The following is a 14,535-nucleotide window of genomic DNA, read 5'->3' as shown; positions in this document are numbered from 1 at the left end:
ATCAATAAGCTGGATTTTCAATGTAGCATTTAAGATACGTTTATTCGTTAAATGCTAATGATTAGTGGATACGAGGTTTAACGCTGTACCTATGGTTTACTGATAACTTGTGCGTTCAAGTTCGTATTTTTTCATTTTGTCGTAGAGGGTTTTTCTGGCTAGGTTTAATGCTTCCATGGTGTCTTTAATACAGCCTTGGTTGCTGGCTAGTGCTTCTTCAATAAGAAATTTCTCAAAAAACTCAACGCGCTGTGTAAGGCCCATATCGCTGTGCATTGAGTTCGAGCAAGTATTTTGATTTAAATTAAATGCTGCGGCTTCACCCAGTAAAATATAGCGCTCGGCTAAGTTGCGTAATTCTCTCACATTGCCCGGCCAGCCATAGCTTAGCAACTGTGTTTTATGCGCTTGTGATAGCGGAATAAGTTCTTTTTTATAACGTGCTGAGGCTATGCGGGCAAAATGTAAAAACAGTAAAGGTACGTCTTCAATGCGCTCTCTAAGTGGCGGAATATCTACTTTGACTAAGTTCAAACGATAATATAGATCTTGACGAAACAAGCCTTGCTCGCACAATTCTAATAAATCAACTTTTGTGGCCGCAATAACTCTCACATCAAGCGCTATGCCTTCGTTAGCACCTAAACGTACTACTTTTCGCTCTTCTAATACGCGCAGTAATTTAACTTGTAATGCCATTGGTGTGCTTTCAATTTCATCGAGAAATAAGGTGCCACCGTCAGCATATTCAAATTTACCAATGCGTTTTTTATCTGCGCCAGTATAAGCGCCCTTTTCCGCTCCAAAAAGCTCGCTTTCGATAATGTTTTCAGGGATCGCCCCACAATTAAGCGCAACAAAGTTACTGTCACGTCGTATGCTATGGTCGTGTAAGTAACGGGCTACTAGTTCTTTACCTGTGCCCGTTTCGCCATCAATTAGAATATCTGCTGGTGCATCCATTACTTGGTTAAGCATATTTCGCATTTGTACAATGTTGGGCGAGTTACCTAAAATACGAGGGCCGGGAGAGCAGTGAGTTTCTATTTCTATTTTGAGCTGTCGGTTTTCAAGCACCAAAGCACGTTTATCTAATGCCCTTTTCACTGTGTCGACTAAGTCGTCGTTATTAAATGGTTTTTCGATAAAGTCATAAGCGCCATTGCGCATGGCATTAACTGCCATTGATATATCACCAAAGCCGGTCAGTAAAATTGTTGGAATGTCGGCGTCGATGTTTTTCACCTCAGCCATGAGCTGGTGGCCATCCATTTTCGGCATATTAATATCGCTGATCACCACGCCTGGCCAAGTATCACTAAGTTGATTAAGTAATGGCTGTGCTTGCGAAAAGCTTTGTACTTCAAAGTTGCGTAGTTCAAATGTTTGTTCAATGGCGCTGCGTATATGTTCTTCGTCATCAATAACAAATACCACACCCAATTTTTCTGTTTCCATAATATTTCCTTCGTTACCTGTTTACAGGCAAACTAATGGTAAAAATAGCGCCGCCATCTGGGTGATTGCTGACGTTAAGTTGGCCTTGCATTGACTCAATAATTCGGTGCGAAATAGACAATCCTAAACCTAGGCCGAAGTTGTCTTTGGTGGTAAAGAAAGCTTCAAACACTCTGTCGATGTTATCCACTAATATGCCGGGGCCGTTATCGCGTATTTCAATAATAACCCGCTGTTTAATTTCAGAAATGGTGATCATTATTTTTTTATCTTTTTGATCGCTAAGCGCTTGTATGGCGTTACTTAATAAATTAACTAACACTTGTTCAAAACGAATAGCATCGCCATAAACATGTACCGGCTCATAACAAGCGTTGCTGGTAAATTCTACATTGGCGGCTTTTGCTTGGTGCTTAACAATGCTCATGGCGGCAACCATGCTCATTTCAACATCAACCGTAGTGGCAACACCCTTACTTTTTTTCGAGAAGCTATTAAATTGGCTAACAATATCGCTGAGCCTGTCTACTAAACCAATGATCAGTGTTAGATTATTTTTTACTTTGTCTGCCATGTTGCGTTCTTGATACGCGAGCGCGTTTTCTGAATAACTGCGTAACGCGGTTAATGGCTGATTAATTTCGTGATTAATACTTGCTGACATACTGCCAATTAGCGCTAGCTTTTCAGATTGAATAAGCTCATCTCGCATTTTATTTACTTGGGTTTGTGCTTGCTGACGTTGTGCTATTTCTTCATATAATATGGCGTTGGTGGCACTTAAGTCGGCAGTACGTTCTTTAACTTTATTTTCTAACAGCTGTTGTGACTGTTTTAATCGGCGGGCATTTTTCATGCGTTCGTTAGCAAATAAAAACAAAAACACCATCAGTAAATAACCACTAACACTCTGCATAACCAGCAGTTTTTGTTGTTTTTTCAGTGGTGCTACTGAGCTCCATAAATGCACTTGCCAATTGGCGGTTTTCATCAGTTTACTTAAGGCAAAAACCTGCTCTGCGCCTTGCTCTGAGGTAATTTCTAATAACTTATTACCTAGGTTTTGTGGCAAGTAATGATTCGAGATATCAATAACATTTAATGGCGAAATTTCTTGCTCTGCATAACGTTTTTCTGACATTAAGTTTTCTTGTTTTGCTGGTGACAAACCGCCAATGGTTTTTAATCGCCAGTCGGGTCTATCAGAAATAAACACTACGTCGTCAGGGGCAACAATCAAAAAGTTGAAGCTGTTATGTAATACCGTTTTTTTATACTGTTCTTCAATATCGGCGATACTTATTTTTAAGGCAATAACGCCAATAATCTCATTATCAATAAGCACCGGGTGTGCATAATAAAACCCTCGTTTACCGTTACTTAAACCCACCGCATAGTAGTGTGAAAGCTGGCCATTTAAGGCATTTTGAAAATAAGGTCGGAATACGAAGTTCATGCCAATAAATGAGGTGGCTGACTGCCAATTACTTGCGCCTATGGTCATGCCATTTTTATCAATAAGGTAAATATCAGACGCCTGTGTCATGGTGCTTACGTCGGCTAATAAATGATTGAGTTTACTTAGTTTGGCTTGGTCATTAGGAAATAATAAGGCTTGCGCTAAAACAGGCTGCGTAGATAGCACGCTTGGCACACGGTCAAAACGAGCAAGAATGTTATCAATATAACTGACTAAGTTAGACAATTGTTGGTCAGACTGCTGATACATTTTTTGATAAGACTTACTCATGCCTATCATTTGTGTTAATTCAATGGTCAGTAATAAGCCTGCCATGACCAAAGTGAAAACAATATAGTTTTTACGCTTTGATTTTTCTTGTTGTGCCACAATGTTACCTTATCAAAAAAATTCATATTCAAGCGAAACTTGCGCTGTACTGTCATTGTACTGCCATTGTACTTTTGCCGCATTCGAGCCGAGCTAAAGTCGCTTTACTAACGTCTTTGTACTAAAGCATCTGTACTAAAAGCTTTGTGCTAAAGGCTATGTGCTAAAGGCTTGGCGCGAAAAAAAACAACATTATACCAAAGCCGTTAAATAGTTGCTTTGCGCATAACGCAGCGCAGATAATTACAGAGTCAATAAGGTTGGTATAAGGCTGTTAGGCATTTTATCAGCTTTTTCGCGGCAGCACTTTGTTTACTGTCATGTATTTGAGAAGAAATAAACACTGGGGTTGCTACCAATACCGGGCCAAATCGCCAAAGCTTAGCGCGCTGGCTGGTATTGATTATTTAGCTTCTAGTTGGCTAATTAGCTAATTAGCCACTAGTTTGTTTAGCATTTATGCTGGCTAAACTAAAAGTCGAATCTAGCAGCTAATTGAAGTTCTGACATGTCTTCAGCTGTTGAAGGCAAACGTGTTGTGTCGTTATCTAATTGCTCAAATGATGCCCATACACGGAATTTCTTCGAAAGGTAGCGAATATATTCCACTTTGATCGAGCTAACATCGCCTTTTATATCACAAGAGTTCACGGCGTATCTGGCATGTACTTGGTTGTTACCTTGACGCCATTTGCCATATAAACCCGCAGTGGTACGTTCTTCTCCAGCACAGGTAGTTACGCCACCTACTTTGCCGCTTTCTTCAGCGGAAACAAGTCTGACATTACCTGAAGAGTTACCATTGTAAATATCGAAGTCGGCTTCAGCTAAGTGATAAAAAGCTGATACCGTGAATGCGTCTGAAATATCATACCAAGCACGAACACCATACAAGTTGCCAGTATTTTCGCCTTGTTGATCTGCCGCTAATGCTGCTTGAAGTTTGAAGTTGTTATTTTTATATTCTGCCGCTAATTGGTATTGGTCGATAGAGTCGCCATCTTGCTTTTCTGTTTGAATAGCAGCGCCAAATTTCCAATTATCGTAAGTATTTTGCCATTGCAGCATATCATCATCACGAATAGCACCTTGACGCAATGAGTCTAAAGCATCTGAGAAATAAGCACTACGTACATACTGATGCCAAATAATAGTTTGCGAGCCGTAAGTTACTGTACCGTATTTACCTTTAACGCCAACATATATTTGACGTAAGCCAACACCGTCATTTTGCTCAAAGTTAACGCCGTCATCACCACGTAAACCGTACTCAACTTTTGCCAGCCCGGTGATGCCATCAGCTAATTGCACATCAGCATTGATGCCTACTCGACTTAAGTAATCTCTACCATTTACTGCGTCGTCTGAAGTTCCGCTGTCAACATAGTCAGCCCCTAAGCGAATAGAGCCATAAAATGAGCTATTTACTGGGTTTTCATTCGCATGTGCACCTAAACTGCTTAACAACAGTGCATTTATAAAAATTAACTTACTGGTTTTATTCACTTGAGTACGTTTCATTTATTTCCCCTATTTCTTAGACGTTATTATCTTTTTTAAATCATCGGTGATGATCACGTTAAGTCGACCGTTGCTATGGCAATGATCACGCCAAGTTATGAATAATCTAAAAGATGAAAATAAACACCAAGATAACAATTAGTTACATTGAAACTGTGATTTTACTGGCCCTAGTGCTTTGGGGGGAATATCACCCTTAATGGCGATTGCACTATATAGAAATCCCCCCATCTACTGACATTTACACTGTCAGTTAGGGGCTTATTATGAAGCTAAAATTAGAGAACACAGATAACAAGATAGATAAAAAGTCACGTAAACAAAGCGCTAGCGCCCGATAAGCACCCGAAAATCACAAAGGTGCGCTAAAATTAGGTGGTTAGAATTTTTTTTACTGTGCAAATTGGCGGATTTCCGCATATCTGGCTGTTTTAATGGGTGGATATCAATACGTACAAGAAACAAAAAAAACACTTAAAAAAATAATTTCTTTTGTTAACAATAAGATAAAAACATGGCATTGTCTTTGCCAAGCATAAATCAAAATTATTATAAAAACACAACTATGTGAGAAAGTTTATGACCGAGATTCAAGACAAAGCAACGCCATTACGTATGCTCATATTAGGACCAGCACTCATGCTGTTTACCTTATTAGTGCCTTGCCCTTTTGAGGGTATGTCGATTGATGCCTGGCACACCTTAGGTTTAGCATTATGGATGGCAACTTGGTGGATATCTGAAGCTACGCCTGTTTCAGTTACCGCATTTTTACCTTTGATTGTAGCGCCAATTGTTGGCATTGCACCGATCAAGTTAACCACATCATCTTACGCTCACCCGTTAATATTTCTTTTTCTTGGTGGCTTTTTTATCTCTATCGCCATGGAAAGATGGAATTTACATAAGCGCATCGCATTAAAAGCCATGTCATTATGTAGCACTAAGCCTAGCCATCAAATAGGCGGATTAATGCTAGTAACGGCGTTTTTGTCTATGTGGATGTCAAATACCGCAACGGCAGTAATGATGTTACCTATCGCGTTATCAATCATCGAAATGGTGAAGCAAAAGCAAGACGGTACAGACGCCAGTAACTTTGCAAAACCTATGCTGTTAGCCATTGCCTTTTCTGCCAGTATTGGTGGTTTAGCTACCTTAATTGGTACGCCGCCTAATGCCTTGATGGCGGCATATTTAGCCGATAGCTACAATATTGAAATTGGCTTTGCTCAATGGATGATGGTTGGCGTGCCGTTAACAGCGATACTGTTAGTGTTGTGTTGGTTAATTTTAACTAAATTCTGCTACCAGGTTAATAAAGGTGAGCACATTGACACCAACAGCATGTTTAAAGACAAGCTTAAAGAGTTAGGTAACATGCAAAAAGGTGAAAAACTAGTACTGTTTTTCTTTGCATTGGCAGCTATAGGTTGGATATTTAGACCATTAATAGCCGATTTTACTGGCTTAGCTATATCAGACACCGGCATCGCGATGTTTATCGGTTTAATGTTATTTGTTGTGCCGGTTGACCGTAAAAAAGATATTCGTATTTTAGCTTGGGAAGACACCAAAAAACTTCCTTGGGGTGTGTTACTACTTTTTGGTGGCGGTTTAGCTTTAGCAAGTTTAATTAAAAAGTCTGGACTTGCCGGTTACATTGCCACTCAGCTTGAAGCAACGTCAAATATTCCGGTGATAGCCGCTGTGTTAATCGTTACCTTAACAATTTTATTTTTAACAGAAGTAACCAGTAATACCGCAACTGCTGCAAGCTTTTTACCGCTATTAGGCCCTATTGCTGTAACGTTAACTGACGGACCTTTAATGTTAGTGATACCTGCGGCATTAGCCGCCAGTTGTGCCTTTATGATGCCAGTGGCAACACCACCTAATGCGGTAGTATTTAGCTCAGGTGAATTGCGTATTGCGGACATGGCCAAAGCCGGCTTTTGGCTTAACATTACCGCGGTAGTTTTAATCGTTATTATGATGTTAACAACGGTACCTTTGGTTTTTAGCCTATAACCATTAGCCAACATATTGAAGTAAGCACCAGCGCATTTATCTGGTGTTTACTTCAAGTTCTGGTGTTTACTTCAGGCATTAGCGCAAAATAAGCTCAGCAATATAAGTTCAGCAAAAAACTTTCGCCAAAGCCTCGCCAAAAATTAAACCGATCATTCATTTCTTTCTTTCTTTCTTTCTTTCTTTCTTCAATAAGTTTTTATCTTCAACGAGTTAATAGCAATTTAATTAATTAAGTGCTCTACTTTTTCATGCGGAAAAATGGCTAATTACAGGGCATAAAACTTAACTACATACGGTGAGCATATCAGATGACCAAACAAAACTACTTGAACTGTTGTTATCAGCAGCTATTCGAGATTTTTCAACCTGCTTCGCAACATAAAAAAGATGATAAACAAAAATTTAGAGCAGAGGGCTTTATTCAAGCAGGTAAAATGTTAGGCATTATATCTCATAAAGAAGCCGCCACTATGATGGAAAAAGCACACTTTGATGTGTTTGGTGAAAGCATTGAGACTCATCGTAATCGAAAAATAAGCTTATACCCAAACCACTTGAAGATGCAGTTTCAGAGCTAAGCTAGGAAATCAGGTCAAGGCGCAGCACGAAGACAATGGTTATTCCCTTATCAAGTGCTGTAACGCAGAGCTGGTTTTCTAGCTTAGCTCCCTTCGGGCAATGCGATAAAGGGGCATCTCCAGCGTTATTGATTTCGACAGTGGAACAACCATTCTCTTCAATCAATGCCTTGGAACTCCCCCGTTTCTCGACTTGCTGAATCCTGCATATTCAAGTGGCTTGGGTATAAAATCTGCTATTGAACGTGGTGATGACAGTTATATTGATATTCCTGCCTACGTACGCTCTAAGCCTAAACCATAAGCATAAGCATAAGCATAAGTATTGATAGAAAAAATTAAGGCTTTATCAACTCCTTGTACGATAAAGCCTTAGAAACTTTTAGTTAACGCAACTTACTAACTAATTTTGACGGTGATTGACTTGAATTATTTTTTCAATTTAAGAAAGTAGTCAAATATTTCAGGTACGTTACCTTGACCCATACCGGCATCAAATGCCGCTTGTAAATTAGCTGAAGAGCCTTCTGCGATCTCAGATTGAGTGTCTAATTCTTCAAGCATTTTTAAAAAGTAGCCGAGATCTTTATTAGCATTAGCAATAGAGAAACCAAGATCACTGACACCGTCAACAGCGTAGTTTTTACAAAAGTGCATGAAAGGTGAATTTGATGGGCCCGTTGACATAATTTCAAACAATTGTTGGCGGTCAACACCCGCTAGCTCGGCAACAGCAAAAGCTTGAGACATAGCACAAACCGTGGTCATGCCCATAAAGTTATTAATCAGCTTAGTGGTGTGGCCTGCACCCAATGCGCCTAAGTAAAATACGTTTTCACCTTGGTCTTTAAGTACTGGCTGAACTTTGTCGAATGTTGCTTGATCACCGGCTGCCATAATGTTTAATAAACCATCTTTAGCATGTGCAGGTGTACGCCCTAATGGCGCGTCAATCATGCCTGCGCCTTTGGCCGCTAAGTCGGCACCAATTTTTTTAGTAGAAGCTGGAATTGACGTACCAAAATCAACCAATACGGCTCCTGGCTTGATACCAGCAAGAAGACCATCTTCAGCATACACTATGCTTTCAACAACGGCTGAAGTGGTAAGACATAACATAACAATATCGCTTGCTGCGGCAAGTTCTTTTGCCGAAGCAGCCACATTAGCACCACGGTCAACACAAGCCGCAACTGCGTCTTTGTTGAGATCTAAAACGGTAAGTTGGTAGCCTTTTTTCTGAAGGTTTTCTACCATGTTGCCGCCCATAAGGCCTAATCCGATAAAACCAATAGTTGGCTTAGTCATAATATTCTCCTAAAAGTATTCGCTAAAGCTTAACGGTGAATTCAATGGCGTGTCTGGAAACAAAACAGCTAGCTTTTATTACAGTTAAACTGATGAATTTTTTTAAATTACTTTCATTACTTAAATTATTTACGCTAAAAAGTTTCAAAATTTGTTTGATGAGCAGCCTAAACCGCCCACCTCGATTACGTATTAAAACTTAGCCTTTACCCCAAACTCCCATTTAGTGCCTGAGCGAGAGTAATCTGCGATAGTCGTGTCATTACCTCGGGTCATCACTTGTGGCTCGTTGGTCAAATTAAGCCCTTTCAAGAATATGCTGACATTGGAATTAACTTTGTACTTCGCAGACATGTTCATATAGATAGCGTCTTGAACATAGCGGTGTGAACGGTCTGGAAATGGTAGGTTATTCGGTTGTAAGTATTTAGAGCGGTACTTCCACATTAAACGAACCGTTGTATCATCACCTTCCCAATAAACTGACGCTGAAGCGACATTTTTTGAGAAGCCAAATAAGTTTGCATCTGGCACAATACCCGCACTAGCAGGCTCTTCAGTGACAAAGTTAGAGCTTGCATAGTTCCAAGCAAACTTAGCACCTAAACCATTAAACGGCTCAGGTAGTTCAACAAAGTGCTTTTGACCGGTGATTTCAACGCCTTTAATAATAGAGTTATTGTCTGACGTTTGTTTCACTAAGTGGCTAACCCCAGTGTAAGTGGTATCAACGCCATCTAAATTAACGACAATGTCACGTTGCTCGGTTTCGGTTTCATAACCACCAGTGAACGACTTATGATAAAACGCTACGGTTAACGCTGCATCTTCTGACGGGTAGTATTCAAATGATAAATCGTAGTTAACTGCTGTGTATGGGTCTAAGTGGTTACCATTAGCTTCACCACTGCGAATAACCGCCGAATAATCGGTATTGGTTGATGGGTCACAAATGGTGTCATCTTCATCTTCACAAGTTTCATAGCTCACCCCTGCCGACATCGCGTTTAACTGAAAGCGAGACATAGAGCGGTAGGCTGCTGTTCGAACGTAAAATTCGTCTGTTACGTGGAAAGTTAAGTTTAAGCTTGGTAATACCTCGGTGTATTGTGAAGCTAAGTTGACGCGTTCAATATCACCCGTTGGGTTAATTTGTGCACTGTAAGTACCCGTTTCTTCATCGGTGGTGATATAAACTTTGTCACCCCAACCTTGAGATTCAGTTTCGGTTTTTACCACACGAACACCAACATTACCATATACAGGTATACCACTGATTTCAGTATCAAAGTTACCCATAACATAGGCCGCTGTGATGGTTTCAGTTACGTCACGGTCAGCACCGTCACGCCCATCTTCACGTTCACCGATGTCATAAAAGGCCGTGCTTGTTGCGCCTGGTAACTGTCCTAAAATTTGACCAATAAAACATTTGTGATCATAAGTAGCATAACGCGTTGCATCACCGCCGCTACCCGGCTCTTCAGTAAACTGGATATTATTTGAATGGCCATTTTGACAACCATTGATAATGCCGTTAATCAGCTCTGAGTTGGCCTCTGGGTTTAATCCATCCCAGTTGTTATCTTCATTGTCACTAGCACCGTATTTTTGTGAGCCATCAGCAAGCACTAAAGATACATCATTAGTCACAAAATCAAGTAAATGCTCTTTCGAGTATCGCACACCGACTTTAACACTTGAGAAGTAGTCGTTATCTAACTGATATTCACCGTCTAGATTAATCGCGAAAATATCATCGTTACGATGTTCATGAGCACGTCGGTATTCAACATAAGCATGATCATCATTAACAAAGTTGTTCATGTCGCTGGCGTCAAACACTTCTGATGCAGCAAAACCGTCATCACCAGGACCTAAACGGTTGTTGTCTAGCCATGTTAATGTTGGAACATTACGGCCGCGGAAGTCTAGTGCATAGTTATAACGCTCAGTTGAGCGAAATTTAGTTCGTTGGCGTAAACGGTATCGGTATGATTCTGAGTAAGAAAGATCAAGAGCAAGGGTTAAATCTTCAGTTGGGGCATATTCTATTTCAATACCACCACCACGATATTCATCAACTTGGTTACGATCTTCACCCTGTAACGTTGGTCGAGCTTCACCGGTTGCGTATAGTAAAGTGTGGTCGTCAGCAATAATATGGTCGGCGAGATCATCGATGCGAGAATCTAGCGCTAATTCCATACGTTTTTCGGTGTACTCTAAATCAGAGTATTCATAATCGAAGTTAATTTCTAAGTCGTCACGCGGTATCCACTGAAAAGTAAATACTGCACCGGTACGAACATCTTCATCTTCACCTGTTCGCCAGTACGCGTCGTTAGGTACATAAAAAATGCTGCTTTGGTCAAAATCGGCTAAGTCAGTATCTATGCCCAACTCAGGCTCGCGACCAACACGGCCAGAACTCACCCCTTGCTGACCTGTAGCACAATTACTACCGCCTACAAGATTTGAACCATCTGCAGCACGTAACGCACAAACTGCCATTTGTGAATTGCCACCGTAGTTTTCTTCTGGGTTTGAAGAATCAGAATGGCTAAGGCCTAAGGTAAAACCCATGTCGCCTAAACTATCAGTTTCCCATTGCTGCACAGTCGAAAGAACAAATTTTTTGCCCCAAGGTGAACTGTCACCTTCAACATCGTCATAATAAGAGTTATAAATACCAGTAGCTTGAACCGTAGTTTGTGATTCACCATAATCAACCGCACGTAGTGAATTAACATCGATAGTACCTGAAGTACCACCTTCCACTAAATCAGCTTGTTGAGATTTATAAACAACAACTTTGTCGACAAGCTCAGATGGGAATTTTTTGAAGTTAACCGCACGACCAGCACCAGCATTGGTTATTGTGCGACCATTAAAGGTTGAGTAGCCCCAATAAGAGCCTAAACCACGAATTGATATTTCGTTTTGACTACCTTTGAGACGATGACCAGATGCACCAGAAATATTTTCAATAACATCAGATAGTGATAAACCAGGTAAATCACCAAAATCTGCTGCGGCTACTGCATCAACAATTGCCGTACTGTGTTTTTTCTCGTTCAATGAACGAGTCATAGTACGTCGTAAGCCCCCACTTACTTCGATGACTTCAATGTCAGCATCAACTTTTTTTTCTGCTTCACTTTCTTCTGCAGCGGTTGCTGGAAAAGCAAGTAATGAGAGTAATGTAGATGCACACAAAAATTGTCTAGGATAGCTAGCCTGCTTACGCACAACGCTGCTAATTTTATTTAACTTATTGAAAGTAGCCATTGATATTTCCGATTTCATTATAGTTTTTATACTCGTTGTGTTTTATTCAAACAATATAAAACACAATTGTCAACCAATTTGGTAATACAGAAGTACACTAGGAACCACACCAAAGGTGACCAATAACAAGTAACCACATAACCAATTATCATTTTTCATTGGTATAAAAATCTTATCATCAAACAGAGTTTTCAGCTTAATTTAGAAGTGCCTTACCTTAGGCTAGACATAAACAGAGATGGTTATAACAACACTAGCATAAAAGATAATTCTGTATAAATCACACAACAACAAGCTAAATGACCAAAATTAGCTTTTGGTTGACCAAGGTGTACTACATAGTGTAAAAAACCCTAGCTAGAGAATTTTACAGTAATAATTTGTGCTACTCGTAACAGGGTTGCTTGAATAAAAGCTCAAAAAACTGACCTAAATAAAACAACTTAAAATATACCGTCAGCCCATATTGAATACAAAAAATTGTGGTATTTAATTAATTTTAGCCGTTAGGATAACTATGCAAATACATAAGAATTTTTTTACTACTATTACCTTATTTAGCTTATTTTGCTTAATTAGCTGTGGGGGCAGCCCAAGTAATAATACCGCAACAACAGAAAACCCAAAGCCAGTGGTAGATCCCCTTCCCACGCCCGTTATTATTGATGATATTAGCTGTAACGTGAGTTACCCACTTCATATTTCAGCTATTCACGATGAGTCAACTGGCGCGACAGTACAGGCTTTATTCGATGGCAATAAAACCAATGTCTCTAGCTGGCAGGCCAACACAACTGATAGTAAGTTATTGCTAACCCTTGCAGAGCCTGCTTCGCTAAAGCAACTGGTTATTACTTGGAAAAACTTAGACTATGTACACTTATTTAATATTTACGGCTCTAAAGACCAAGTAAATTGGCAATTACTGAATAACAAAACCCAAAGCGAAAAGAATTCACTGTTCCCTGAGGTAATTAACTTAGACCAAATGGGTACTGAAACGGCGCTGTTTATTCGCGTAGAACTCGCTGGTAACGATGTTTCACAGCCAAGTAGTATGTTGGAAATTGAAGCCTTTGGTTGTCAACAAGATGTCAGTCATAACATCGAATTAATTGATTGGTATTTAAGTGTACCAACGGATGAAGATAACAACGGTAAATCAGACAGTATTAAGGAAACAGCGCTTGCAGATGGCTATGCAGACCCGCGCTTTTTTACTTTATCAAAAGATGGTGGCCTGGTATTCACTACCTCAGTTTCAGGCTATCGCACCTCAACCAATACTAACTATGTACGCTCAGAGTTACGAGAAATGTTGCGCAGAGGCGATACAAATAAACAAACCCAAGGGGTTAATAAAAATAATTGGGTATTCTCAACTGCACCACAAGCTGACCTCGACAATGCCGGTGGTATCGACGGTGAACTCAATGCTGAACTAGCTGTTAATAACGTAACAACCACCGGCGAAGCCTATCAAATAGGTCGCGTTATTATCGGTCAAATTCATGCAAATGATGATGAGCCAGCACGACTTTACTATCGAAAATTACCAGGAAATTCAAAAGGTAGCATTTATCTCGCCCATGAAACCCTTGGCGGTAACGATAGCTATTACGACATCATAGGCAGTCGCACTAATACGGCAAGTAATCCCACTGACGGTATTGAGCTTAATGAGAAGTTTAGTTATTCAATCACTGTGTCAGGGTATAAGTTAACCGTGAAAGTGATTAAAACTGATGGCAAAGCGTTTGAACAAGTCGTAGATATGACGACAAGTGGCTATGACCAAGGCAACCAGTATATGTATTTTAAAGCTGGGGTTTATAACCAAAATAATTCCGGCGATGACCATGATTTTGTCAGAGCGACGTTCTATCGAATCGATAATAGCCATAGCGGTTATTCAAACTAAAACAATAAGATAAGAGATTAACCATGAAGAATTTATATTTGCTACTTTTTTTGCTCAGCTTTACCAGCATGGCCGCAGAAACTAAAACGGAGCGCTTTTTCAACGACCATCTGATCATAGAGTTGTCAACAGAGTTTAAGGCCTTATCTGACTCTGCTTTAGACAAGCGTTATGGCAAACAAAAAAATCCTCCTGCTTTTGCATTTAGCGATAAGGATAAATCGGTCAGCTTCACGTTCACCCAGTATTCCACGCCAGCGGATAAGAAAAATATGAATAAAATTCATAAGTCGCTATCTAATATCTTACGTAAGTCGAATGACAAAGCCCGTTGGAAAAAAGACAAGGTATATAACCGTCTAAAAACTAAAGTTGCTGTATTTGAGTACGAAATCAGATCTATTGGTAAATACCAATACAATCTTACTTATGCATTACCTGTTGACGGTAAATTAACTTTTATTTCATTTACTACTACCGATAAAAAATACAAAAACAAGTGGCTAGCCCTAGCCAGAGAAAGTATGGATTCAATCCAACTCAAGGATATTTAAGTGATAACGAGCATAAAAAAA

9 protein-coding genes are annotated in these 14,535 nt (G+C 39.9%); 4 read left to right on the top strand and 5 right to left on the bottom strand.

What is annotated here, in order from left to right; genetic code table 11:
• Positions 1-96 precede the first annotated feature (96 nt).
• The 3 genes from B0169_RS04360 to B0169_RS04350 all read right to left on the bottom strand — a co-directional run bounded on the left by B0169_RS04360 (position 97) and on the right by B0169_RS04350 (position 4,828).
• Positions 97-1,458, bottom strand: coding sequence for a sigma-54-dependent transcriptional regulator (locus B0169_RS04360; RefSeq protein WP_077284735.1), 1,362 nt, complete (start codon positions 1,456-1,458; stop codon positions 97-99).
• A gap of 13 nt (positions 1,459-1,471) precedes the next feature.
• Entirely contained in the window at positions 1,472-3,307 is a 1,836-nt protein-coding gene (locus B0169_RS04355) for a sensor histidine kinase (protein ID WP_077284734.1), read from the bottom strand.
• Positions 3,308-3,778: 471 nt separating this feature from the next.
• Positions 3,779-4,828, bottom strand: coding sequence for a porin (locus B0169_RS04350; RefSeq protein ID WP_077284733.1), 1,050 nt, complete (start codon positions 4,826-4,828; stop codon positions 3,779-3,781).
• A gap of 579 nt (positions 4,829-5,407) precedes the next feature.
• Here B0169_RS04350 and B0169_RS04345 point away from each other — a divergent pair.
• The gene (locus B0169_RS04345) at positions 5,408-6,859 is read left to right on the top strand and encodes an SLC13 family permease (RefSeq protein ID WP_077284732.1); all 1,452 of its coding nucleotides are present in this window, start codon (positions 5,408-5,410) and stop codon (positions 6,857-6,859) included.
• A 311-nt stretch (positions 6,860-7,170) separates the two neighbouring features.
• Positions 7,171-7,440: a hypothetical protein gene (locus B0169_RS04340; protein WP_077284731.1), complete on the top strand. Its 270-nt coding sequence runs from the start codon at positions 7,171-7,173 to the stop codon at positions 7,438-7,440.
• Between the two features lie 429 nt (positions 7,441-7,869).
• Here B0169_RS04340 and B0169_RS04335 read toward each other — a convergent pair whose 3' ends face one another.
• Positions 7,870-8,748, bottom strand: coding sequence for an NAD(P)-dependent oxidoreductase (locus tag B0169_RS04335; protein ID WP_077284730.1), 879 nt, complete (start codon positions 8,746-8,748; stop codon positions 7,870-7,872).
• A gap of 192 nt (positions 8,749-8,940) precedes the next feature.
• Positions 8,941-12,039: a TonB-dependent receptor gene (locus B0169_RS04330; RefSeq protein ID WP_158077048.1), complete on the bottom strand. Its 3,099-nt coding sequence runs from the start codon at positions 12,037-12,039 to the stop codon at positions 8,941-8,943.
• A 517-nt stretch (positions 12,040-12,556) separates the two neighbouring features.
• Between B0169_RS04330 and B0169_RS04325 the strand changes: the two genes are divergently transcribed.
• Both B0169_RS04325 and B0169_RS04320 read left to right on the top strand, forming a co-directional pair.
• Positions 12,557-13,960, top strand: a complete 1,404-nt coding sequence (locus tag B0169_RS04325; RefSeq protein WP_077284728.1) for a polysaccharide lyase family 7 protein — start codon at positions 12,557-12,559, stop codon at positions 13,958-13,960.
• A gap of 23 nt (positions 13,961-13,983) precedes the next feature.
• Positions 13,984-14,514 (top strand): hypothetical protein, encoded by a 531-nt coding sequence (locus B0169_RS04320; RefSeq protein WP_077284727.1) that lies wholly within the window; start codon positions 13,984-13,986, stop codon positions 14,512-14,514.
• Positions 14,515-14,535: the final 21 nt, after the last annotated feature.

It is taken from the genome of Cognaticolwellia aestuarii, from assembly GCF_002000025.1.
Taxonomy (GTDB): domain Bacteria; phylum Pseudomonadota; class Gammaproteobacteria; order Enterobacterales; family Alteromonadaceae; genus Cognaticolwellia; species Cognaticolwellia aestuarii.
Note: the sequence above shows the minus strand (reverse complement) of the source record. Positions and strands in the feature narration are given on the sequence as shown.

Excerpts from the sequence above, each read along its gene's own strand:
- B0169_RS04360 (WP_077284735.1), bottom strand. The coding sequence starts at position 1,458 with ATGGAAACAGAAAAATTGGGTGTGGTATTTGTTATTGATGACGAAGAA.
- B0169_RS04350 (WP_077284733.1), bottom strand. The coding sequence starts at position 4,828 with ATGAAACGTACTCAAGTGAATAAAACCAGTAAGTTAATTTTTATAAAT.
- B0169_RS04345 (WP_077284732.1), top strand. The coding sequence starts at position 5,408 with ATGACCGAGATTCAAGACAAAGCAACGCCATTACGTATGCTCATATTA.
- B0169_RS04340 (WP_077284731.1), top strand. The coding sequence starts at position 7,171 with ATGACCAAACAAAACTACTTGAACTGTTGTTATCAGCAGCTATTCGAG.
- B0169_RS04335 (WP_077284730.1), bottom strand. The coding sequence starts at position 8,748 with ATGACTAAGCCAACTATTGGTTTTATCGGATTAGGCCTTATGGGCGGC.
- B0169_RS04330 (WP_158077048.1), bottom strand. The coding sequence starts at position 12,039 with ATGGCTACTTTCAATAAGTTAAATAAAATTAGCAGCGTTGTGCGTAAG.
- B0169_RS04325 (WP_077284728.1), top strand. The coding sequence starts at position 12,557 with ATGCAAATACATAAGAATTTTTTTACTACTATTACCTTATTTAGCTTA.
- B0169_RS04320 (WP_077284727.1), top strand. The coding sequence starts at position 13,984 with ATGAAGAATTTATATTTGCTACTTTTTTTGCTCAGCTTTACCAGCATG.